The 18,393-nt window shown below is 63.5% G+C and carries 29 protein-coding genes and 2 pseudogenes; 2 read left to right on the top strand and 29 right to left on the bottom strand.

The genetic code is table 11. The features are described 5' to 3' along the window. Positions 1-35: 35 nt before the first annotated feature. Positions 36-515, bottom strand: a complete 480-nt coding sequence (locus V7793_RS05165; protein ID WP_335581706.1) for a hypothetical protein — start codon at positions 513-515, stop codon at positions 36-38. A gap of 262 nt (positions 516-777) precedes the next feature. Here V7793_RS05165 and V7793_RS05160 point away from each other — a divergent pair. Both V7793_RS05160 and V7793_RS05155 read left to right on the top strand, forming a co-directional pair. Next, positions 778-933: pseudogene (locus tag V7793_RS05160) on the top strand (nitrate reductase); the annotation flags it as partial. 86 nt (positions 934-1,019) lie between these two features. Further along, entirely contained in the window at positions 1,020-2,783 is a 1,764-nt protein-coding gene (locus V7793_RS05155) for a recombinase family protein (RefSeq protein WP_335581705.1), read from the top strand. Here the strand turns inward: V7793_RS05155 and V7793_RS05150 are convergent. The 28 genes and pseudogenes from V7793_RS05150 to V7793_RS05025 form a co-directional block, all read right to left on the bottom strand. After that, on the bottom strand, positions 2,738-2,881 hold the full coding sequence (locus V7793_RS05150) for a hypothetical protein (protein WP_335581704.1): 144 nt from the start codon (positions 2,879-2,881) through the stop codon (positions 2,738-2,740). The two genes, V7793_RS05155 and V7793_RS05150, sit on opposite strands and share 46 nt — an antisense overlap. A 148-nt stretch (positions 2,882-3,029) precedes the next feature. Then, the gene (locus tag V7793_RS05145; RefSeq protein WP_335581703.1) at positions 3,030-3,464 is read right to left on the bottom strand and encodes a hypothetical protein; all 435 of its coding nucleotides are present in this window, start codon (positions 3,462-3,464) and stop codon (positions 3,030-3,032) included. Between the two features lie 359 nt (positions 3,465-3,823). After that, positions 3,824-4,063, bottom strand: a complete 240-nt coding sequence (locus V7793_RS05140; RefSeq protein WP_335581702.1) for a hypothetical protein — start codon at positions 4,061-4,063, stop codon at positions 3,824-3,826. Further along, entirely contained in the window at positions 4,060-4,272 is a 213-nt protein-coding gene (locus V7793_RS05135) for a hypothetical protein (RefSeq protein WP_335581701.1), read from the bottom strand. Before V7793_RS05135 ends, V7793_RS05140 begins: the two co-directional genes overlap by 4 nt. Before the next feature lie 181 nt (positions 4,273-4,453). Continuing rightward, positions 4,454-5,308 (bottom strand): helix-turn-helix domain-containing protein, encoded by an 855-nt coding sequence (locus V7793_RS05130; protein WP_335581700.1) that lies wholly within the window; start codon positions 5,306-5,308, stop codon positions 4,454-4,456. Between the two features lie 23 nt (positions 5,309-5,331). Further along, positions 5,332-5,868: a DUF6879 family protein gene (locus V7793_RS05125; RefSeq protein ID WP_335581699.1), complete on the bottom strand. Its 537-nt coding sequence runs from the start codon at positions 5,866-5,868 to the stop codon at positions 5,332-5,334. Then, positions 5,831-6,082, bottom strand: coding sequence for a hypothetical protein (locus V7793_RS05120; RefSeq protein ID WP_335581698.1), 252 nt, complete (start codon positions 6,080-6,082; stop codon positions 5,831-5,833). The genes V7793_RS05125 and V7793_RS05120 overlap by 38 nt, the downstream gene beginning before the upstream one ends. Before the next feature lie 156 nt (positions 6,083-6,238). Beyond that, positions 6,239-6,661: a hypothetical protein gene (locus tag V7793_RS05115; RefSeq protein WP_335581697.1), complete on the bottom strand. Its 423-nt coding sequence runs from the start codon at positions 6,659-6,661 to the stop codon at positions 6,239-6,241. A 65-nt stretch (positions 6,662-6,726) separates the two neighbouring features. Next, complete coding sequence (locus V7793_RS38105; protein WP_443057841.1) at positions 6,727-7,143, bottom strand: deoxycytidylate deaminase; 417 nt, start codon at positions 7,141-7,143, stop codon at positions 6,727-6,729. Next, a complete protein-coding gene (locus V7793_RS05110) occupies positions 7,140-7,400 on the bottom strand; it encodes a thioredoxin family protein (RefSeq protein WP_335581696.1) in 261 nt (86 codons plus the stop codon). The genes V7793_RS38105 and V7793_RS05110 overlap by 4 nt, the downstream gene beginning before the upstream one ends. Then, positions 7,397-7,579, bottom strand: a complete 183-nt coding sequence (locus V7793_RS05105; RefSeq protein ID WP_335581695.1) for a hypothetical protein — start codon at positions 7,577-7,579, stop codon at positions 7,397-7,399. The genes V7793_RS05110 and V7793_RS05105 overlap by 4 nt, the downstream gene beginning before the upstream one ends. Further along, entirely contained in the window at positions 7,576-7,812 is a 237-nt protein-coding gene (locus tag V7793_RS05100; RefSeq protein WP_335581694.1) for a hypothetical protein, read from the bottom strand. Before V7793_RS05100 ends, V7793_RS05105 begins: the two co-directional genes overlap by 4 nt. Further along, on the bottom strand, positions 7,809-9,632 hold the full coding sequence (locus tag V7793_RS05095) for a DNA polymerase (RefSeq protein ID WP_335581693.1): 1,824 nt from the start codon (positions 9,630-9,632) through the stop codon (positions 7,809-7,811). Before V7793_RS05095 ends, V7793_RS05100 begins: the two co-directional genes overlap by 4 nt. Continuing rightward, positions 9,629-9,898, bottom strand: a complete 270-nt coding sequence (locus tag V7793_RS05090) for a hypothetical protein (RefSeq protein ID WP_335581692.1) — start codon at positions 9,896-9,898, stop codon at positions 9,629-9,631. Before V7793_RS05090 ends, V7793_RS05095 begins: the two co-directional genes overlap by 4 nt. Then, positions 9,898-10,023: a hypothetical protein gene (locus tag V7793_RS05085; protein ID WP_335581691.1), complete on the bottom strand. Its 126-nt coding sequence runs from the start codon at positions 10,021-10,023 to the stop codon at positions 9,898-9,900. Before V7793_RS05085 ends, V7793_RS05090 begins: the two co-directional genes overlap by 1 nt. Then, positions 10,013-10,435: a hypothetical protein gene (locus V7793_RS05080; protein ID WP_335581690.1), complete on the bottom strand. Its 423-nt coding sequence runs from the start codon at positions 10,433-10,435 to the stop codon at positions 10,013-10,015. Before V7793_RS05080 ends, V7793_RS05085 begins: the two co-directional genes overlap by 11 nt. Positions 10,436-10,573: 138 nt before the next feature. Continuing rightward, a complete protein-coding gene (gene thyX, locus V7793_RS05075) occupies positions 10,574-11,299 on the bottom strand; it encodes an FAD-dependent thymidylate synthase (RefSeq protein ID WP_335581689.1) in 726 nt (241 codons plus the stop codon). Between the two features lie 83 nt (positions 11,300-11,382). Then, entirely contained in the window at positions 11,383-11,913 is a 531-nt protein-coding gene (locus tag V7793_RS05070) for a hypothetical protein (RefSeq protein WP_335581688.1), read from the bottom strand. 58 nt (positions 11,914-11,971) lie between these two features. Next, on the bottom strand, positions 11,972-13,975 hold the full coding sequence (gene nrdJ, locus V7793_RS05065) for a ribonucleoside-triphosphate reductase, adenosylcobalamin-dependent (protein ID WP_335581687.1): 2,004 nt from the start codon (positions 13,973-13,975) through the stop codon (positions 11,972-11,974). A 9-nt stretch (positions 13,976-13,984) separates the two neighbouring features. Further along, a complete protein-coding gene (locus tag V7793_RS05060) occupies positions 13,985-14,179 on the bottom strand; it encodes a hypothetical protein (RefSeq protein WP_335581686.1) in 195 nt (64 codons plus the stop codon). After that, positions 14,176-14,742: a hypothetical protein gene (locus tag V7793_RS05055; protein WP_335581685.1), complete on the bottom strand. Its 567-nt coding sequence runs from the start codon at positions 14,740-14,742 to the stop codon at positions 14,176-14,178. The genes V7793_RS05060 and V7793_RS05055 overlap by 4 nt, the downstream gene beginning before the upstream one ends. Positions 14,743-14,749: 7 nt before the next feature. Continuing rightward, positions 14,750-15,493, bottom strand: a complete 744-nt coding sequence (locus tag V7793_RS05050; RefSeq protein WP_335581684.1) for a ribonuclease H-like domain-containing protein — start codon at positions 15,491-15,493, stop codon at positions 14,750-14,752. After that, positions 15,490-15,897 (bottom strand): DUF3310 domain-containing protein, encoded by a 408-nt coding sequence (locus V7793_RS05045; RefSeq protein ID WP_335581683.1) that lies wholly within the window; start codon positions 15,895-15,897, stop codon positions 15,490-15,492. Before V7793_RS05045 ends, V7793_RS05050 begins: the two co-directional genes overlap by 4 nt. After that, the gene (locus V7793_RS05040; protein WP_335581682.1) at positions 15,894-16,580 is read right to left on the bottom strand and encodes a toprim domain-containing protein; all 687 of its coding nucleotides are present in this window, start codon (positions 16,578-16,580) and stop codon (positions 15,894-15,896) included. Before V7793_RS05040 ends, V7793_RS05045 begins: the two co-directional genes overlap by 4 nt. Before the next feature lie 28 nt (positions 16,581-16,608). Then, positions 16,609-16,797, bottom strand: a pseudogene (locus tag V7793_RS38100) (CHC2 zinc finger domain-containing protein); the annotation flags it as partial. Position 16,798: 1 nt separating this feature from the next. Further along, positions 16,799-17,047: a hypothetical protein gene (locus tag V7793_RS05035; protein WP_335581681.1), complete on the bottom strand. Its 249-nt coding sequence runs from the start codon at positions 17,045-17,047 to the stop codon at positions 16,799-16,801. Further along, entirely contained in the window at positions 17,044-17,442 is a 399-nt protein-coding gene (locus V7793_RS05030; RefSeq protein WP_335581680.1) for an endonuclease VII domain-containing protein, read from the bottom strand. Before V7793_RS05030 ends, V7793_RS05035 begins: the two co-directional genes overlap by 4 nt. Before the next feature lie 99 nt (positions 17,443-17,541). Beyond that, positions 17,542-18,366: an AAA family ATPase gene (locus tag V7793_RS05025; protein WP_335581679.1), complete on the bottom strand. Its 825-nt coding sequence runs from the start codon at positions 18,364-18,366 to the stop codon at positions 17,542-17,544. Positions 18,367-18,393: the final 27 nt, after the last annotated feature.

Below are 18,393 nucleotides of genomic sequence, written 5' to 3'. Positions count from 1 at the left end.
ACGGCCCGCGCCGTGGTCCTGAGGAACAGGTGTGACTAGAAGATGCCGCCGAGGATGCCCCAGCCGCCGCCCCAGCCGCCCCAGCCACCGTGGTGGTGGCCGCCGCAGCTGCGGTGGCAGTCGTCGTCCCAGCCGCCGTGGCCGCCGCGGTGGTGGCCGCCGCCCCAGCCGCCCCAGCCCCAGTCGTCCCAGCCCCAGCCGTGGTCGCAGTCGTCGTGGTCGCGGTGGTGGCCGCCGCCCCAGCCGTTGTGGTTGTGGTGGCCGCCGTTCCAGCCGTTGTGGTCGTGGTGGCCGCCCCAGCCGCCGTTGTGGTGGTTGTCGCGGCCGTGGTCGTGGTCGCGGCCGTTGTCGCGGCCGTGGTCACGTCCGTGGTCGCGGCCGTCACGGTCGTGGTCGTCGTCGTGGAAGGCGACAGCCGGCGTGGCAGGGGCGGCCTGAGCCACTCCGGCGGCCGGAACGATGGCGACTGCGGCGATGATGGCAGCGGCCGCGGCGCGGCCGGCGAGCTTACGCATGTGTTTTCTCCTGAGTTGCAGGAATCGGACAATGGCACCGATACCGTGCGTGGGGCGGAGGACAGCATGGAAGGACGGTCATACAGTCCTACGGGCGACTGATTGCGCCGGTTGCAGCAAGTCCCCGGGGCGGCGGACGGGTCGGAGGGCCGGCGGACGGGCCGGGGAGCGGCGGGCGGGGCCGGGTGGGCCGGAGCACCGTCCGGCCCGGCTTAGCATGAACCGGATCATCACCCCCCTCACATGACCTTCGGGAGCTTCCATGGGCCTCGGCGTGCGCTGGACCCTGCACGGTGACGGGCGCACCCCCGCCCCTGGGGCCGTCGTCCGGCCCGACGAGCGGCTCTCGTGGCCGCGGACCGCCGGCCTCGGCGCGCAGCACGTGGTCGCCATGTTCGGCGCGTCCTTCGTCGCTCCGGGGATGCACTACGGGGCTTAAGGCACCGCTGTGCAGGTCTTTCGACCCTAAGCGACGGATAAATCTGTCGCCTAGCGTCGAGAGGCGTGACTTCCGTGGCACCCGCACCTGCACCAATACGTCTGCGTCCCCTGCCCGAGGACGAGATCCCCGCTACGTTCCGGCGTAAGAAGCGGGCGATCATCTATGTCCGGGTTTCTGTGGCCCGCGCGGACATGATCAGCCCCGAGCTTCAGGTTGGCCACTGCCAGACCCTGGCCGATCACAATGACTTCGAAGTCATCATCGAGCCCATCATGGATCTTGGTGAGTCCGGTCGCCATTTCGAGGACCGGAAGATCGCTGAGATCAAGGAGATGGCTCGGAACAAAGAGTTTGACGTTCTGATCCTCTGGATCTGGTCCCGCTTCGGGCGCAACCTTCGCGAGTCCCTTCAGCACCTTGACGATCTTCTTGCCTACGGCATCGAGGTCCGTGCCGCCAAGGAAGACTTCGACGGCAAGACCACCATTGGCCGCTTCGCCATCGCTCAGATGCTCAACATTGCCGAGCTTGAGTCGAACCAGAAGTCGGACATGTGGAAGGACGTGATCACGCGCCGGATGAACAACGGCCTGCCGCACGGTTCGGCGGGCCGGGGCAAGTTTGGTTACTACCGGTGCGATTTCTGCCCGCCCCCGGTGCCGGGGAAGCCGATGGACAAGTGCCATCGCTGCAAGGACGGCATCCTGAAGCGTGATCCGAAGATGAACCCGGTTCTGGCCCGCCTATATAGGGATGCGGCCAAGGGCGTTTCCGCTCGTGCCATGGTCCTTTGGTTGCGGATGAATGGGTACGTGAACTGGACGGGCCGGCCGATCGACGCCGGGGACCTGTACTCGATCTTGGACTCGGGCTTCGGCCTCGGATTCGTCCGGTACACGTTGCCGGAGGAGCTGTACGAGGTCATCACGAAGGAAGACGGGACGACCAAGACCAAGCGCAAGAGCGCTCACCGGGACATCACCGCGTACCTGTACGTCAAGGGCAAGCACGAGGCGTGCTTCGATGATCCGGTTGAGTGTGAGCAGATTTGGGATGCCTACGTTGCTCGTCGCCTAAAGGGGAAGAGTGCGGACGATAAGGCGCACGATCACAAGGCGAAGTACAGCATGTCGGGGGTGCTGTCGTGCCCTGGCTGCGGCAGCAACATGCACTCGATGATGCGAGCCAAGAAGGTGCAGCGGCCGTGGAAGAACGGTCAGCCTGATCCGTTCGATGTGCTGTTCCGGTGCACTCGTCACATGAAGTTCAAGGACTGCCCGATAGGCGGGGTGTACGTGACCTTGGAGACGGCGACGAAATCGTTCCGGACGTGGCTGGAGGAGAGGGCCAAGGAGCGCCCTGACGAGGCCGAGAGTCTGCCTGCGAGGGTTGCCGAGGTGCAGGCTCAGGAAGGCCGGGAGAAGCCGTCTGAGGCCGGTTTGAGGCTGACGGTGATCAAGGCTCGACTGAAGGAGCTTCAGGCCCTTGAGGACAAGCTGACGGACGCCGTGATGGATGACTTGATCTCGAAGGAGTCTGCTCGACGCCGGAGGGCGGAGTATGAGACGGAGCGGGCCAAGCTCAGGTCGGAGAAGTCTGAGCTGGAGAAGGAGATCAAGAACAAGCCGGTGATCATTCCGCGGCCGGCCGTGGAGGCATTCACGAGCGTGTTGGATGTGTACGACATCGCTGAGCCTTCGGAGCAGCGGGAGATGATCAAGTCTTTGGTGCGGACGATCAGGGTGAATCGGGGTCGTGACCCGAAGACCAAGTGTGAGGTCTATCCGATGTGGGAGGCGCCGCCCGAGGCGGTTGCGGCGGCCTGACGCTCGGAGAGCTGGTCGGCGTACTTGATCGTCAGCTTGGCGACGACGTTCCAGAAGTGGTCCCAGCACTCCTCTTCGGTGCGCACCTCGTGTGTCACAGTCCAACTTCCTTCGCGAACGTGGGCCCCTCCTTCGGGAGGGGCCTTCCCATGTCTACGACTGTAGCACGAGTGTCACATCCCAACTTGCGTGAATGAACTAACCCCCAGTCCAGAGGGGGTTGGACTGGGGGCGGACCTGGGAGGGCTACGACAGCAACGCGTGCGCCTGCTTGATCACGTCCGGGTCGTCCACGGTGAGCACCCCGACGTGCACGCCCTTCCAGCCGTAGGCGGTGTTCCCGTACTGGTGGGGCTTGATCTCTTTGAGGGTGTTGCGGACTTCCAGCTTCCACGGCTGGTTCGTGACCTCGATCCAGGTGTCTCGGGGTTTGCTGCTCAGCGCCCAGCCGGTACAGAGACACCACCTCCCCAGGTCCTCATAGTCCGCCTTCTGCGACTCGTGCCGAGCGGCGATCGACCACAGGTCCGGGGCGTCGCCGTTGGCGTCGGGGAAAGTCCCTACGACTCCCATGTTGTCCAGGCCGGTGTAGGCGATGAGGCAGTAGTCCTGGTGATCCCAGTCGTACAGGAGTTTCCCGATGATGAGACGGGAGGCAGTACCAGTGAGGTGCTGTGGCATGTGCGGGAGCCTATTTCTCGACACTGACAAGCCCCCGGCGTGAACCGGGGGCCGTCATGGTGGATCTACTTCTGATCAGTGGCCGGGGGAGCCACTGCCGCCCTGACCGTCACCGTCTTCGATGTCGGTGTTGTCGGGCTCGTCGTCGCCGCCCTGCGGGGTAGCCTGGCGGAGCAGTGCTTCCTTGAGCGTCATGGGCTATGCCTCCTCAAGCGCTGCCAAGGGCGCCTCCCTTGGCGGTGGTGCACTCGCAACCCGCCTCGGCCCTGACCGGCCGGGGCGGGAACTTATGGACGCGTGATCGCGAGACTGAGCGCACCGAGGATGAGCCCGACTGCTGTCGGAATGGCGAGGACCGCTCACGGGGGCAGGAGACTGCCCCAGACCTTCGAGGTACCGGTGTGCGTCATGGGCCGATAGACGATCTCGGGCTGCGACATGACGTACGGGGCCTTGCCGAGGAAGTGCAGGATCTTGGTGCCGCCGTTGCCAGACACCATGTCCTGTACGGGGTACCAGGCCCCGTCGAATTCGAAGAGGTCTCCCACCCGAACCTGTCCGGGGTGAAGGAACTCCTCGGTGGTGTTCGCGGGCTTCACTCCTTCGCCTCCGGGTGGTCACGGAGGGCGGCGGCTTCCTCAGCGGTGATGTGCCGCTCGACCCAGCGGGCCAGGTCGTAGGCGTCCGCGGCCCCCATGGAGATGTGGACCAGCCCCTCGGGCTTGCCGTCCTTCTCGCTCAGGCCGGCCGCGTACGCAGCAGCCCCGGAGAGCCCCATGAGCTTGAGGGCCTGCTGCACCTCGGGCACAGCGTTGTCCGCGATGATCTTCGCGGTGTCTTTCCGGCTTCTCCCCAACGGCTGAGCCGCAGCCACAGGGCTAGAGGTAGTCATCACTTCGCCACCTTCAACGCTTGTTCGTGAGCGGTGACTTGAAGGTAGGAAGCGTGGAAGGTGCCGGTCCACGATGTTGCGATTTGTTGCGAGCGACTTACCCGAGAGAGCTAATCGCGGCATTGATCATGGCCCTGGCCTCGGCTCCATAGGCGGCCATGTCTGACAGCCGCTCGAAGGCCCTGGCGTACAGGTTGATCTCGGAAGGCTGCGTGACGGTCACCTTGGCGGTCAGCAGCTCGACGTGCACGCGATCGTCATCGAACATCGTGAACGTCTCCTGGCCCCACACGTCGGCCCGCTCGGCGCCTCGCGGGATCACGCCCAAGGAAACGTTCTGTCGCGGCATCACATCAAGGAGCGCTTGGAGTTGGGCAGCCATGTCGGCTCGGCTGCCGTGCCGGAAGTACAGCACGTCCTCTTCGATGACGAAGGCGAAGTGCCGACCCGCCTTGTAGACGACTTGCGCTCGCTCAACGCGCGCCCGAGCGGCCTCCGCTGAGTCGTCAGGGATTCCACGGAAGGCGGCGATGGTGGACAGGAGGGCGCGGGCGTAGTTCTCCGTCTGGAGAGTGCCTGGAATCAAGCGGGTGGCGTAGGTGCGAAAGCGTCTGGTGCGCTCGTAGAGCGGGACGCCGGACTCCTGAAGACGGCGGAGTCCGGTGCGCTCCAACCGGCGCCACTCGACATACATGGTCCCTGCATCACGGGTGGCGGCGATCAGGTCTGGGGCCTGTTCCGGTACCTCGCACGCGGCGCACCAGGCGCGGATGTCTGAGTCCGTGGGTGTCTGCTTGACGGACTCGATCCGAGAGACCTTGGACTTGTTGCTCCAACGACACGCATCAGCCAGCCCTTGCATCGTCAGACCTGCGTCCAAGCGCAGGTCTCGGAGCCGATTGGCAACGGACTTGCGGGCGCTCTCGACGCTGGACAGCGGTGAAGATTGCATGGGCTGGCTGATGTCTGCGTGATTTAGTTGACCTCGAACTCCTCGTGCGCGGTGGCCCGTTCCCACACGGACTCGAATGCGGACGAGCACAGGGCGGCGATGGCGGGGTCATCCGTCACCTCGGGGCCGCCCGAGCCTCCTTCTCCGGTGAAGTGGTTGAACCTGACCACTCGCTCATCGAAGAGCCAGAAATCGTTGCCCGGCAGGGCGAGGTCCGACGCCTGTCGTCGCGAGAGCCAGCGCACCTGTTCTCCTGCCTCGATGTTGAGGTAGGTGCCTGCGTAGGAGAACTTGATGTACGGCGAGGCCGGCATGGAGACGACGCGGGCGCGGCGCATCACGACGCCACGGCCGGTGGCTTCTCTCACGAGGTCGAGCCATGCCTTTCGGCGTCCGGTGCGGTCGTGCCGACTGCTGTCGTCTCCGGCGAGCCACGCCTGGAAGTCGGTGGACTCCGAGGCGATGCCATACGAGTCGCGCATCTCCAGGTGCACCGCGGACTTGTGGCAGTCCGCCAGCATCTCAGCGAAGCTCGGCTGTTGCCCGCCGCTCTGCTTCATCGCACGCCTTCCTGATCTGATCAACCATGCTGGCCGGTACACGAATCACGTCTTCCGTGTCCGGGATCGAACCGTGCACCCTGGCCTGGGCACGGGTCTCCGCATCGCCCTTCCAGCCCTGGAAGACGAGGTTGGCGTTCTGGTCGTCCACGAACACCGAAGGGCACTCGTCACCGTCTGAGTTGGGGTCCTTGCCGAAGAACAGTAGAGACATGGCTACCTCTCCCGCGTCGAGTCAGTTGCGCTTTGTTGCACGAACATCACCGTGGAGCGTGAGCTGAGTCAAGACTGCATCGGGTTCCGGACAGTTGGAACCGGCCATGCACGAGAAGGGCCCCCTCCGGAGAGGGGGCCCTTCACACTGCTGTGGTCACTTCTTCTTGTTGGCGTCCTCGTACTTCTTCAGGAAGTCCGAGGAGGCGTTCTCGCGGGCGTGCTTGTCGAGCGCATCGCCCTTGAGCTTCCGCTCGAATGCCTCGTTCACCCAGGCCGGGATGCGGCCCTGTGCGGAGAGAGGCAGGGACGGCTTGGTGAGCGTCGCGGCCCAGGCCCTCACGTCTGCGGCGTCGGGGCCGGAGGCGGCCTTCTTGCCGGAGGCCGGCCGGGCGGTGAAGGACGGGCCCGTCGAGCTGGTGCTGATCCCGTACTCGCCCAGGGCATCGAGGAGAGCCTGTCGGGCCTGGTTGTAGTCCTCTTCGAGCTTGGTGAGGTTCTTGACCTTTTCGAGGTCATCGACCTCGCCCTCGTAGGTGTCACCCTCGACTGTGAGCCTGACGACCTGCACGATTTCCACGAGTGCTCCAAGTAATGAGGCGGGCCGTAGCTGAAGTGTCACAACCCAACTACGACCTAGCCTACCTACCGGAGCCGAAGCTCGACAACCTTTCCCTGATCCTGGTACACGATCCGATGAACCCCAGCGGACTTGATGAGCTTCGAGCAGTCCTTACATGCTGAGCGGGTTATGTAGATTGTGGAGCCTTGGCAGGATGACCAGTCGGCATAGAGGAGTGCGTTCGCCTCGGCATGTGTTTCAACACAGTCCTCGTATGAGGTGCCGGAGGGGATTTCCGAGAGGCAGCGCGGGCATTCTCCAGCACTGCACGACGGGCCGCCTGGATACGATCCGTTGTATCCCGTAGATACGATTCGCCGGTCAGGGCCGACCACCACAGCTCCGACACGGCACCGGCAACAATCGCCTCGTGCAGCGACAGCCGTAGCGATTCCGAGGAAGTATGTGTCCCAGTCTGGGCGTGCATCGAGATCCTTCACTTGGTGTCCTGGAAGAACTTCACGAGATCGGCCTGCGACTTCATTCCGACGAGCCTTTCCAGCTCTCCTTCCTCGTTGTACGCGAGAAGGGTCGGTACGGAGGAAATCTCGAAGAGAAGTCGCTTGGCGTCCGGGTCATCCATCACGTTCACGCCGTCAATGACGACATCGGCCACGATGGCTTCCTGGGCGATCAGGGGTTTCATGCGCTTGCAGGGGACGCAGAGGGGGGACGTGAAAAGCAGGTATCGGGTCACTTCGCGGCCTCGCGCTTCCTCTGGTCGTAGTCGGCGGAGTCGATCAGCATTTGCAGCGTGACCTCGTTGCCCGCACAGCAGGTGCAGCCTCCTTCGGCCACGGTTTCTCCGCTCTCGTCGTGGATGAGGGCGGTGTGGCCGTACTCGTCGCCCTCGACGTAGTAGTCCGCGTAGCTCATTCGCTGGCCTCCACAACCTGAGTGCCGGCCGGGATCATGATGATCTGCCACACGTCCGCGGCCATGCCCTCTGCGAGGTCCTTGGGGACGCCCCATTCCTTGGCTTCCTTCATGACCAGCCCGCAGAGCCGGGCGGCCTTGAACGCGGTGGTCGCAACGTGCTCCAGGGCCTTGTTCTCCATCTCCTTGGCGAAGTCGCCTATCAGCTCCTCGAAGCCGTCCATCTCGCTCATGCTGCCTCCTGGTGAATCGTGTTGCAGAGATCGCAGAACTGGCCTTCGGCCATGTATCCGCAACCCCAGCTCTTTCCGTAGACCGACACGTCGGTGTCGATGAGTACGCCGCTCATGACTTCCTTCATGATCTGAGCGGCCTTTTGTGTGGCCCTGAGTGCGTCTTCTTCCGGGAATTGGAAGATCACTTCATCGTGAACCGGCAAGAGCATGAAGGGGCCGAATCCTGCTTCCATGAGTCGGAGGATTGCCCTGCCGGTCACGTCCCTGGATGCGCTTTGTACGGCGTAGTTCAGGGCGGCGTACGGGCGCTTCTTGTCCACGTACAGGCGTCGGCCCGTGTTCGTGGTGATGTAGCCCTTGCGGCGCGCTTCGCGCTGAAGTTCCTCGGAATACTGCTCGACGCCAGGGAAGACCTTGAAGAATCCCTTGATGGCTCGTTCAGCGACTTCCCGAGTGACGCCGGCCTGGCTCATCAGTGCGGCCGGCCCGCCTCCGTAGACCGTGAGGAAGTTGGTCATCTTCCCGGTCTTGCGATCGACTTCGGCGGCATCCGCGGTGATCTGGTGAAGGTCGGCTTCCTCGCGGAACGCCTTCTTCATCGCCTTGTCTCCCGACAGGGCGGCCAGGACTCGAAGCTCCTGGGCCTTGTAGTCCACGGCGCAGATGGTCATACCTGGATCGGCTATGAACCCTCGCCTGACCAACGAGTCCCCGGAGGGAAACGTCTGGGCCGGGATCGCCCCGGATATGGACATCCGTGCTGTCCTGGCGCCGGTTGAGTTGATCGAGGCGTGCAGCCGATCTTGCGAGTCCCGGTTGTTCAGCGCGTTGTCGAACCACGTGCTCTTGGCCTTGGCCGCCTTCTTGCCCTGGTAGATGGCCTCGCAGAGCGGGTCCTCGATGTGGGCTTTCAGAAGGTGGTCGTCCACCTTGGGCTGGCCGGTGGGGGTCCGCTCGGTGGGGATGATGCCCCGGCTGATGACGGCTGCCCCGACCTGCATGGGGCTGTTGATGTTCTCCAGCCCGAGCTTCGCCGCGATGTCCTTGAAGTGGTGCTCCGTGGAGGCCAGCTCGGCTGCTCGCTCCTCGATGTACGGCACGTCGGCCTTGATGCCGCGCCGCACCATGTAGGCGCAGGCGGCTGCCAGTTCGTGTTCGTAGCGGATGAGCTTGCGGGCCGTGGTCGGAATCTTGGGCTTGAGGAGCTTCACCAGGCGGAAGGCGAGGATCGGGTCCATCCCGGCGTAGAGGTTGTAGCCCTCGTGGTCCAGGGGGATGACGGGCCAGACCTCGGCCTTCTTGACCTTCAGCTCCTTGGCGATGACGGTCATGCTCGCCTTCACCTCATCGGCCACCGTGGCGGAGACGTAGTGGCGGGTGAGTTCTTCGAGCGAGTGACCTATGCCGCCGTCTTTCCGGCCTCGGCTGTCTACGAGGTGGGCGACGATGCGGGAGTCGATGAGCCGGGGGAAGACGGTCTCGGCCGGCACCCCCCAGACTCGATCCATGCAGAGGATGTCGTAGGTCCCGTTCTGCATGGCCAACTTCTCAACCCAGCCAACGGCCTTGATGGCGTCTTCCTGGAAGAGGCCGCCCCTCTCCGTGGGGAGGACGAAGCTCTCGTGTGCGTTGCCGAACTGAGCAAGGCGGATACGGAACCCGTCCTCCCACCAGGAGAGGCCGTCGGTCTCGGTGTCGAAGCCCAGGGCTCGACGGTTGTTCACCACAAAGCGGCGGAACTCGGGGAGGTCGTCTTCAGTCTCAACTACGTTGATGCGGACTTCGGAGCCGTTGATGGCGTAGTTGATGACCTTCATTCAAATCCTCCGTGTGTCACATCCCAACTTTGTGGGCTCAAAAAAGGGGGCTCCGCGGGCTGCGTGGCCTCACGCTCCGTGATGAGCGCGTTGTACTTGGCTTCCAGCTCCGTGTACTCCTGGACTGCGATGTCCAGTTCGGCTTCTAGGCCGTCGATGTACTCGTTGAGCCGGCCGTTGACCTTCTGCCAGTGGCCTGATCGCTGATTGGCCAACTCGACCTCCAGGCGGAGAAGACGGATCTGCTCTGACTTGTTTCCGAACATCAGTAGGTCCCTTCGAGGATCGAGGGGAACTCGGGCTCGGCGGTGTCGGGCCCGATGCGGCGCTCGACGGTCATGTTGTTGTGGTCGTAGACCCAGAGGGGGATTTCGTCCCAGCTATCGAACACCAGCAACCCCAAGGGCAGTCTCGATCTCGTTCAGGCGGACCTCGGCACCCAGGCCCTCTTCCCAGGCCCGCTCCTGGGCTGCGGCCTCGGTGATGTTCTTCAGCTCGCGCTTGCGCTGGGCAAGGTGCTCGACCAGGCGCAGGTACCGGTGGCCGCTGCCTGCCTGCTGCTGCTTCTTCGCCAGCTCCAGACGGCCGGCACGCTCGGCCTCGTAGCGCTTGAGCCAGTACCGCTTGGACTCCTCCGCCTCACGGGCCTTCTTGGACTCGGTGGCGAGCTGGTCTCGGAGCGACTGAATGAGGGCCTGGTTCGTTTCCTTGACCTCAACGGTGACCTTCTCAATAGGCACGTTCGTCAGGTCCATCAGGGAGTTCTCGCGCTCATAGGCGTTGGTGGTGTACCACATGCTCATTCGTTTGCTCCAGGGGTTTCACAGGCCGGGCATTCGGCCTGGATTTGGATTTCTTCGCCTCGGGGGTACTGGTCAACAAATGCGAATCCGCAGTCGCATTGGTAGTAGGCCAGTACGTCAACCAGTGCGGCCATCAGGTCAGGGCTTCTTCTCGCCGTCGCCCCGTTCGTAGGTCAGGGGCTCGTCGGAGAAGTCCTGGAAGGTGGCCGGGGCGATCACCTTGAGGTGGGAGAGAAGGAGGGAGGCCAGTCGGCAGATTTCGGCATCGGCCGCCTCGTGGAACCTCTTGGCGATGACCTCTCGCCAGGCCCGCAGGTTGCCGGTGACGACCATGCCGACAGGAGCGCACTCGGGGAGGTACTGCCGGGCCGCTTCGCGGGCCTGCTTGTTCTTGAGGCCCTTGTCCTTCAGCTCTGCGACCTTGGCCTCGTACTTGGCGATGCACTGCTTGTAGTGCTCTTGAAGGTCAGCGACGGCGATCTCGTCGCCCTCGAAGGCCGGGTGGACTACCGGCGCGGTGTTCGCGTAGTCGATGTAGCGCTGGCTGTTGATCGAGAAGGAGAGGTGGCGGTGCCGGGTCAGCTCCGCCATGAGGGCCCGGCTCACGCCGTCGATGTAGAAGGACACCGACCCGTGCTCCTGCACGCTGTAGTGCTTGTGGTCGAGGATCTGCCCCAGGTAGCCGTGGTTCTGTGCTGTCTTGGGGTTCTTCTTGCCCCACGCCTTGTAGCAGTTGCGTCCGGCGAACTCGGACAGCGCGTCCACGTCGGCCACGAACTGATCAGACCGGACCTCGTAGTCCGGAACGATCTGCCGAAGCGCGTAGTCATCGAGCAGGGTGCTCGCGATGGGCTTGACGATCACGTGTGGTTCTCCTTGGGACGGGGGGCCGGGCCGGTGAACCCGACCCCCGTGTCACATTCCAACTTGCAGAGCGGGCGAACGAGTTAGTTCTTCAGCTCGAACTTGCCGGACTTCTTGTTGAGGAAGCTCGGCGGGCACTTGTCCTCGCCCTTGCGCTCGTCGGCGTTGCAGAAGTACGCCTCCCAGCCGTTCTTGGCGACGTGCGTGCGGCCGTGCTCGCAGTCGAGTACGCCCTGGTGCTCACCGGAGCCCGCGGAGTTCTGGACCTTGCCACCCGAGAAGGTGTTCTTGCCTGCGGGCTTGGCCTTGGCGCCCTTGTCCTTGAAGTTCAACTCCGTGTTGAAGGACTGAATCTTGGCCATGCGCTTCATGAGCGAGGCGAGCGCGCCGGCCTCCTCGTCGAGCATGGCGTCCATGTCCGCGATGGTCGCGGCGCGGAGGACCAGGAGCGAAGCGTCATAGCCCTCGCCGCCCTTGAAGCTCAGCGTGACGCCTTCCTGAGTGGTGGCGGTGGTCGTGGCGGTCATCGGCGACTCCTTGGGGGTTTCGGTGCTGTTCTGGTTCTCGGTGTTCGGCTCGTCCCAGGGGGAGTTTCCGAAGGGGTTTTCGCTCATGAATGAATCCTCTCAGATTGAGTGTCACATCTCAACTTGAAGTGATGTGAACAGAATCTCAAATGGGGCAGGCTCCGGAGGCGCAAACCTCGTCGTAACCGGTATCCGATGCTGCTTCACCAACAATGGCGATTTCATCGAGATAGCGATCCTTCGAGATCCGCTCGTAGGGCGTCTGAGGTCGGCTCATCTCCGGGAAGATGGTGGTCCCCTTCAGCTCCGGCATGTACCCGAGCAGGACTCGGCTCACATCGTCCAGGCTGTACTTCTCCGGATCGACGGAGGCCGTGTAGGAGACGGCCTGGTCTGCCCACTCCTCCTGGTAGAGCGCCTGCACCGCGAGCATCTGCACCAGGTCCAACTCCCCCGCGTGCTCGAACGCGTCGGCCAGCTCGGGGTGCTCCACCAGGAGCGGGTCAACGGTGGGGATCTCCACCACCGACGTGTTGGCGCCGTACACGCACGGCTCCACCTTGTACCCCTTCTTCCGGTACTCCTCGACCTGAGCCTTCTCCGAGGGCTCCAGGTCCGAGAACCTGATGCGCCGCAGGAAGTGACCGGCGAACGGAGCGTGGATGCCCTCACCCGAAACGGACGCGAGCTTGCTCGTCGTGCCGGTGGGTGCGATCACCCGCTTCTTGATCGGAACGGGGATGCGCAGCTCGTTGGCGTACTCGGCCGCGGCCTGGTCCACCGTCTGTGCGAAGAACTTCAGGTCCGAGCGAACCCGCGGATTGTAGGGAGCCTGGCTGTACTTGATGCCCTGCTTGAACAGGAAGTCCGCGAAGCCCAAGTGGCCGACGCCGATCCTGCGGTACTTGGTGATGGCCTCCTGGGACTTGGAGTCCGCCACGGTCGCGAACGTCGCACGGATCAGGTAGCGCGTCGCGAGCCGGTGAGCGTCGTAGAGGCCGGCCGTGTCCGTCTTGCCGTCCGTGACGAACGCTCCGAGGTTCACCGAGCCCAGGTTGCACGGCTCCCACGGGGTGATCGTCGCCTCCCCGCAGGGGTTCGTGGTGTAGACCCCATCGACCTCACCGACAGCTGTCAGCGAGCTGTTCCAGAAGCCCGGCTCGCCGTTCTTCAGCGCGCCTTCGGCAAGGGCCTCCATGACCTTCACCGCGTGCTCCTGGCCGCCCTCAACGGCCTTCATGAACTCGTCGGTGATCTCGACGCTGATGTTGGTCGTCCACATGGCGAGCTGATCGCCCTTGCACTTCAGGAACTCCCAGATGAACGGGTCATCCCAGGCCATGATGCTCATGCGAGCAGAACGCCGAACTCCGCCTGCCACGATGGCCATTGCAATCTGGTGGTCGATCGCCATGGCGTCCATGCCGTTCATCGGCCAGCCAGCCGCGTCGGTGAGGATCTTGCCGACCTCCACCATCATCTTGGCGAAGGGCACCGGACCCGAGGCGGTGCCGCCGAAGTTCCGCAGCGGTGCTCCGGAGGGACGGACACGGCTCACGTCGTAGACGCGGTTCTCGTGCCGGGTCTCGGGGTTGTGCGCGGTGTTGATCAGGTCGGCCAGGGCGTCTGCCCAGCCTTCCCGGCTGTCCTCCACGCTGTAGGCCCCGGCCCACTCGTAGTCGTACTCGGTGCTGATGACTCCGGCCTCGGCCAGATCCAGGTAATCGGGGTGCGCGGGGTCGCACACGATGTGCACGGTGACGCGGTTCTCGATGGACGGGAACTGGTGGAAGTACCGGCTGCTGTAGTTGGCGCCGACGCCTCCGCCTTCGGCCAGGCGAAGGAGCGTGAAGCGGAAGTGCTCGGCGGGGTCCGTCGAGTCCCAGCCGGACGCCCAGCAGTTGTTCAGTGCGAAGTCGTTGACGCCGCTCGACTTGAGGTGGCGGCCTGCGGGCAGGAACCGGAAGTTCTGGATCAGATCAATGAGGGCCTGGCGCTCGCCTTCCTCGATGTAGCGCTCGGGTACGAGGGCGAGGTTGCCGTCCACGACTCGCTGTACGGTCTCGGGCCAGCTCTCCATGGAGCCGTCCGGCTTCTTGCGAGAGTAGGTGCGCTTGAAGACGGTCTCTGCGGTCTCGGTCTTGAACAAGGGCTCTCCTTAGAAGTTGATGTTGGACTGCGTTGCGGCGAGGAGCATTCGGTGAATGGCGCCGATGTCCTGCCGGTCGATGTTCACCTCGAAGGATTCGTCTGGAGTGTGAACCCCGAGGTAGATCGGGCTCAGAGTCCCGTCATCGAAGATGACCTGCACGTCTACGTCACCGCGCTGGTACTTGAGAGTGGTCTCCATCATGCGTGCACGGCCTTCCTGCGGATGCTGCGGTTCATCTCGTACGAGAGGGCTATGACGCCTCGCTGGCACGCCTTCTTGTCGGCCTCGCTCCCGATCGGCAGTCCGAAGACGTAGTGGGACATGAGGAGCTTCTGATACCGGTCGTTGAGCTTCTTCAGGCCGGCCTCGGCTTCCATCCGGGCCGTGTGAAGGTTGTCGGTGATCTCGCAGTGATTCAGCGTGTCCTTCTTGCCGATCATGTTGGCGAACTCATCCGTGGTGTAGATCAGGAGCTTGAGAGCGTTCCTGGCCTCGTCCGCGGTGTAGAAGTATTCGCCGTCCATGAGGTCTCGGTAGACGCGCTCTCGGGCCGCGTACCGCTGGCCGGCCGTGTAGAAAATCTTGCGCATCATGCGCTCGTTGTCGGCCACGGGGGCGATGTTCTTCCGCTCCCGTAGAGCGTGCTCCAACATGGCCTGCTTCACGTCGTCGGCTTCAACGATGTGCCAGCGCTCGGCAATGACGTACGCGACTTTGCCCGCCAGGTCGGCAAGGTGCTCCCAGTCGATCTGGTTGTCCTGCATGGTTCCCCTACTTGATGGTGGTGATCTCGGACGCGTCGAGCCGCTTGTTGCCTCGGCTCCACTTCCCGCACCCCTCGCAGCGGTAGCGCTGGAAGACGCTCACGGCCGTGTACGCCCGGCCTTCCTTCTTCAGGTCCTCCGACCCGCAGTTCGGGCACTGGTGCTCGTCGCCCTGGCCGTCGTAGAGCTTGTGGTTCGGGTGGGTCGGAATCCACGGCAACAGGTAGTCGTAAAGGGACTCGGTGACCTTCACGTCCTGGCAGTTGTACTTCCGCATCAGCCGCCATGCCTTCTCGTCTCCGGAGAGGCAGTCCACCCAGAGCTGGTGGCCGGTGTGCGCGGTCTTCTTGCCGATCCCGAGCTTCTGCACGACGTAATCGAGCTTGTTGCTCGGGAACCTGAACTGCTTCTTGACGACCTTGAGGAGATCGACCTGAGCGAACGGGGCCGGCGGCGCGAGGCCGGCCTCAAGGAACTCCCGGTTCAGGTGGGGTATGTCGAATCGCTGGCCGTTGTAGTGGACCACCGTGTCCGCTTCTTCGAGCAGTTCGTGAGCCGCATTGATCATCCCGGCTTTGCCGTGCTCGTGGGCGCTGTAGAACTTCACGTCCTTGGCGTCGTACCACTTCGCCGCGAAGCAGATGACCTCACCAGATTCGAGGAGCTGATTCATACCCACGTTCTGATTCCAAAGACCCCAGACGTGCGCGAGGTTCGGGGAGGTCTCAAGGTCGATGGTCAGAATCTTCATGCGGTCTCCACTCGGATGTTGGCGATGTACTTCTCGGCGTACCAGATGAGCTTCTTCAGATCCTCGGAGCCGCCGTCCTGGTGCTTGTACTGGCAGCGGAGCAGGTACTTGGTCATGTTTCCGAGGAGGTATCCCTGAAAGCCCTCGTGGCTCATGGACGCCTGGATGATGTCGATGACCTCGTACTTGCCCTGCGTGTAGTGCGCCGGGGAGTTGATGTTGTCGGGCTTCTCGTATCCCACTCGTGGCTCCGGGGTGATTTCGTAGTCCGGGAACGCGACCGTGCGTCCGTCGCTGAACTTCAGGTCGTAGAAGTCGATTTCGTTGGTGTGTGCCGGGTAGCCGGCCTCGACGGTTGCCTTGTGCTGTTGCACGTAGACGGTTTGGCCGATCTGGTACTTCATTCCAATCCGCACTTCTCTCGGAGGGCCTTGGGCCCGTGCTGGTTCACGAACTTGTTCACGTCCGACTTCTTGCCGAACTCGATGGGGACGACGTTGGGGAGGCGTTCGGCCAGCATGTGTACGAACTTCTCGCCGGGCTCGTCGCCGTCGGTGAAGGCGAAGACCACCTCGTATCCGAGGAAGGCGGGGTCGAAGTGGTCTCGCCATCCGCTGACGCCGGGGACGCCTACGGTGGGGATGTCGGCCAGCTCGGCGCTCGCGGCGTCGAACTCGCCCTCGCTGAGCCCGAGGTACCGGGACGGTTTGATGAGGGCCCGCGTGTTGTAGAGCAGTGGCTTGGAACCGGGAAGGCTCTGGTACTTCCCGTGGCCCTCGTGCAGCTCCTCGTCCCGCCAGGAGCCGTCGGGGTGCTTGAGGCACGTCTCGTTGATGCAGCGGAACCGGATGGTCGCTACGGCGTGCTCTCCCCCGGCCGGCCTGATGTACGGGATGGCGAGGCGGCCCAGGTGCTTTTCATGCCCCGTAGCGGGGGCTGCGACGTACCCGAAGCCCAGAGGAGTGGCGAGACTGCCCAAACCGCGGTGGTTGATGTACTGCTCGGCTGGGCTTCCCTGGTAGCTCTTGCTGTAGCTCTGGGCTATCTCCACCATGGAAGCGGCTTGCGGCGAAGTCTTGAGCAGCACGGAACCCGATGCCTTCCTTTCGCATGATCACGTCGTAGCTGTCTTCGCTGATGTCGCAGGCAAAGCAGTGCCAGCGGTTCTTGAATGAACTAACCGACGCTGACGGATTCTCTTCGGGGTGCTCGGGACAGTGGATCTTCTGCCAGCCGTCCCGGTCCTTTACGTCAACCTCGGGGTAGTAGTGCCGGAAGACATCAGCGATATCCGGCTTCCACATGTCACATCCCAACCTTGAGGGCGCGCTCAAGGCGGAGCTGCTTGATGGCCTCAACCTCGCGCTTGACCATCTCGGAAAGGGTCTCGATGGGCATGACCTGACGCAGCGCCCCGTTGCGGCACTTGTAGGTGACGGTGGCCTGCTCGTGGATTCCGAGGGCGGCCTCCGCCTCCAGGAGTCGCGCGAGCTTGGTCAGGCCGGTCTTGCGGGTCAGGGTGACGTGGAGCTGGCCGCCGTCGTACGAGATCACTTCTTGCCGTCCTCTCGGTGGTACCGCTTGCCGATGATGTGGATCGCAGGCGGGTCTTCTAGGTAGTCGGCCGCGTTGCGGGCGATCTGAGGGTTGTCGCGAAGCCCTCGGGCGAGGAGCTGCCGGTTACACCTGGCGCAGCACAGGCCGCGTACGAGTCCCGTGGAGTGGTCGTGGTCCACGTCGAGCCGCTTGGACCTGGACTGCTTGCAGATGGCACAGACGCCGCCTTGGGCGTCCAGGAGCTTGGCGTACTCGCCGGCCTCCAGGCCGTAGACAGTCTGGACTCGGGCCTCATGGGAGGCGGCGCTTCGCGTCTTCTTGTGGCATGTGGTGCAGATCCTTGCCCTGGTGGAGGTGAAGAACCTTTCCGCTCGGTTCTTCTGGCATCGCATGCAGGGTCGGTATCCGCGCTTGGGCTTTTTCATGCCCTCGTCCTTACTGATTCCAGTCTGTCACATCCCAACTTGCGGAGCAAATTGAAAGGCTGTGAGTCAGAACACTTCTTCATCGAGGTCGGTGATCTGAAGGTTCGACGTATTGACCTCGAAAGAGGCGAACGTTCCCCCGGAAGGATCAGTGAAGCCCTCGCGGTTCTTCACGGGGCTGATATGCAGGGTCCTGCCCTGCATTCCGTCCACCTCAGCGTGGATGGTGAGCACAACGGAGGGCACGCGCCCGATCTTGCCCTTCACGCCGTCGAGCGGGATGGGCTTGATGCCGGAGCTGTACTCGCCCACGACGTGATGCATGGCCATGACGTGAGCCCTGGTCTCACGGGCCATCTCGTTGAAGTAGTCGCAGAGCCCTTCGAGGCCGAAGGTGTACTCCTCCGCGTTCGAGGAGCCTCCGCCGTCCACGTTGGTGATGTTGTCGATGACGACGAGGTGGGGGTAGCAGCCGAACACCTCGCGATAGCACTCAAGGTGCAGCTCGATGTCCTTCGGCGTAGGCCGGGCGCTGTAGTTGAAGCGCAGCCACCATCGGCGGCTCAGGGCCTCCTCGTACTTGGCGAACGAGCCGTCGTCCGCGACGAGGGCCTTCTTGACCTCGCGGGCGTTGTCGCCGGTGATCATGGCCGTGGCCCTGGACAGCTGCGTGGCGGCGGTGGAGTCCGCCGAGAAGTACAGGGTGGGGACGTTGGACCAGGTGGCCAGGAACAGGGCCGCGAGGCTCTTGCCGGTGCCGCCTCCGGCGCACACGACGCTGAAGTCTCCGCGCCTGAACTCGACTTCGAGCTTCTGGAGTCCGCGGTACGGGGACGGTATGGGCTCGCCGGCCGCACCCCGGACGAGGACGGACTGATTGAGGCTGAACAAGGTCTCTCCTTCCTAAAGGTGTGTCAC

It is taken from the genome of Streptomyces sp. KLMMK, assembly GCF_036961605.1.
Lineage (GTDB): Bacteria > Actinomycetota > Actinomycetes > Streptomycetales > Streptomycetaceae > Streptomyces > Streptomyces telluris.
Note: the sequence above shows the minus strand (reverse complement) of the source record. Positions and strands in the feature narration are given on the sequence as shown.

Coding starts and splice junctions, on each gene's coding strand:
- V7793_RS05145 (WP_335581703.1), bottom strand. CDS start 3,464: ATGCCACAGCACCTCACTGGTACTGCCTCCCGTCTCATCATCGGGAAA.
- V7793_RS05030 (WP_335581680.1), bottom strand. CDS start 17,442: ATGCGATGCCAGAAGAACCGAGCGGAAAGGTTCTTCACCTCCACCAGG.
- V7793_RS05090 (WP_335581692.1), bottom strand. CDS start 9,898: ATGTTCGGAAACAAGTCAGAGCAGATCCGTCTTCTCCGCCTGGAGGTC.
- V7793_RS05125 (WP_335581699.1), bottom strand. CDS start 5,868: ATGAAGCAGAGCGGCGGGCAACAGCCGAGCTTCGCTGAGATGCTGGCG.
- V7793_RS05120 (WP_335581698.1), bottom strand. CDS start 6,082: ATGTCTCTACTGTTCTTCGGCAAGGACCCCAACTCAGACGGTGACGAG.
- V7793_RS05095 (WP_335581693.1), bottom strand. CDS start 9,632: ATGAAGGTCATCAACTACGCCATCAACGGCTCCGAAGTCCGCATCAAC.
- V7793_RS05060 (WP_335581686.1), bottom strand. CDS start 14,179: ATGATGGAGACCACTCTCAAGTACCAGCGCGGTGACGTAGACGTGCAG.
- V7793_RS05130 (WP_335581700.1), bottom strand. CDS start 5,308: ATGCAATCTTCACCGCTGTCCAGCGTCGAGAGCGCCCGCAAGTCCGTT.
- V7793_RS05165 (WP_335581706.1), bottom strand. CDS start 515: ATGCGTAAGCTCGCCGGCCGCGCCGCGGCCGCTGCCATCATCGCCGCA.
- V7793_RS05045 (WP_335581683.1), bottom strand. CDS start 15,897: ATGAAGTACCAGATCGGCCAAACCGTCTACGTGCAACAGCACAAGGCA.
- V7793_RS05100 (WP_335581694.1), bottom strand. CDS start 7,812: ATGAGCGAGATGGACGGCTTCGAGGAGCTGATAGGCGACTTCGCCAAG.
- V7793_RS05070 (WP_335581688.1), bottom strand. CDS start 11,913: ATGAGCGAAAACCCCTTCGGAAACTCCCCCTGGGACGAGCCGAACACC.
- V7793_RS05105 (WP_335581695.1), bottom strand. CDS start 7,579: ATGAGCTACGCGGACTACTACGTCGAGGGCGACGAGTACGGCCACACC.
- V7793_RS05080 (WP_335581690.1), bottom strand. CDS start 10,435: ATGAGCATGTGGTACACCACCAACGCCTATGAGCGCGAGAACTCCCTG.
- V7793_RS05050 (WP_335581684.1), bottom strand. CDS start 15,493: ATGAAGATTCTGACCATCGACCTTGAGACCTCCCCGAACCTCGCGCAC.
- V7793_RS05055 (WP_335581685.1), bottom strand. CDS start 14,742: ATGCAGGACAACCAGATCGACTGGGAGCACCTTGCCGACCTGGCGGGC.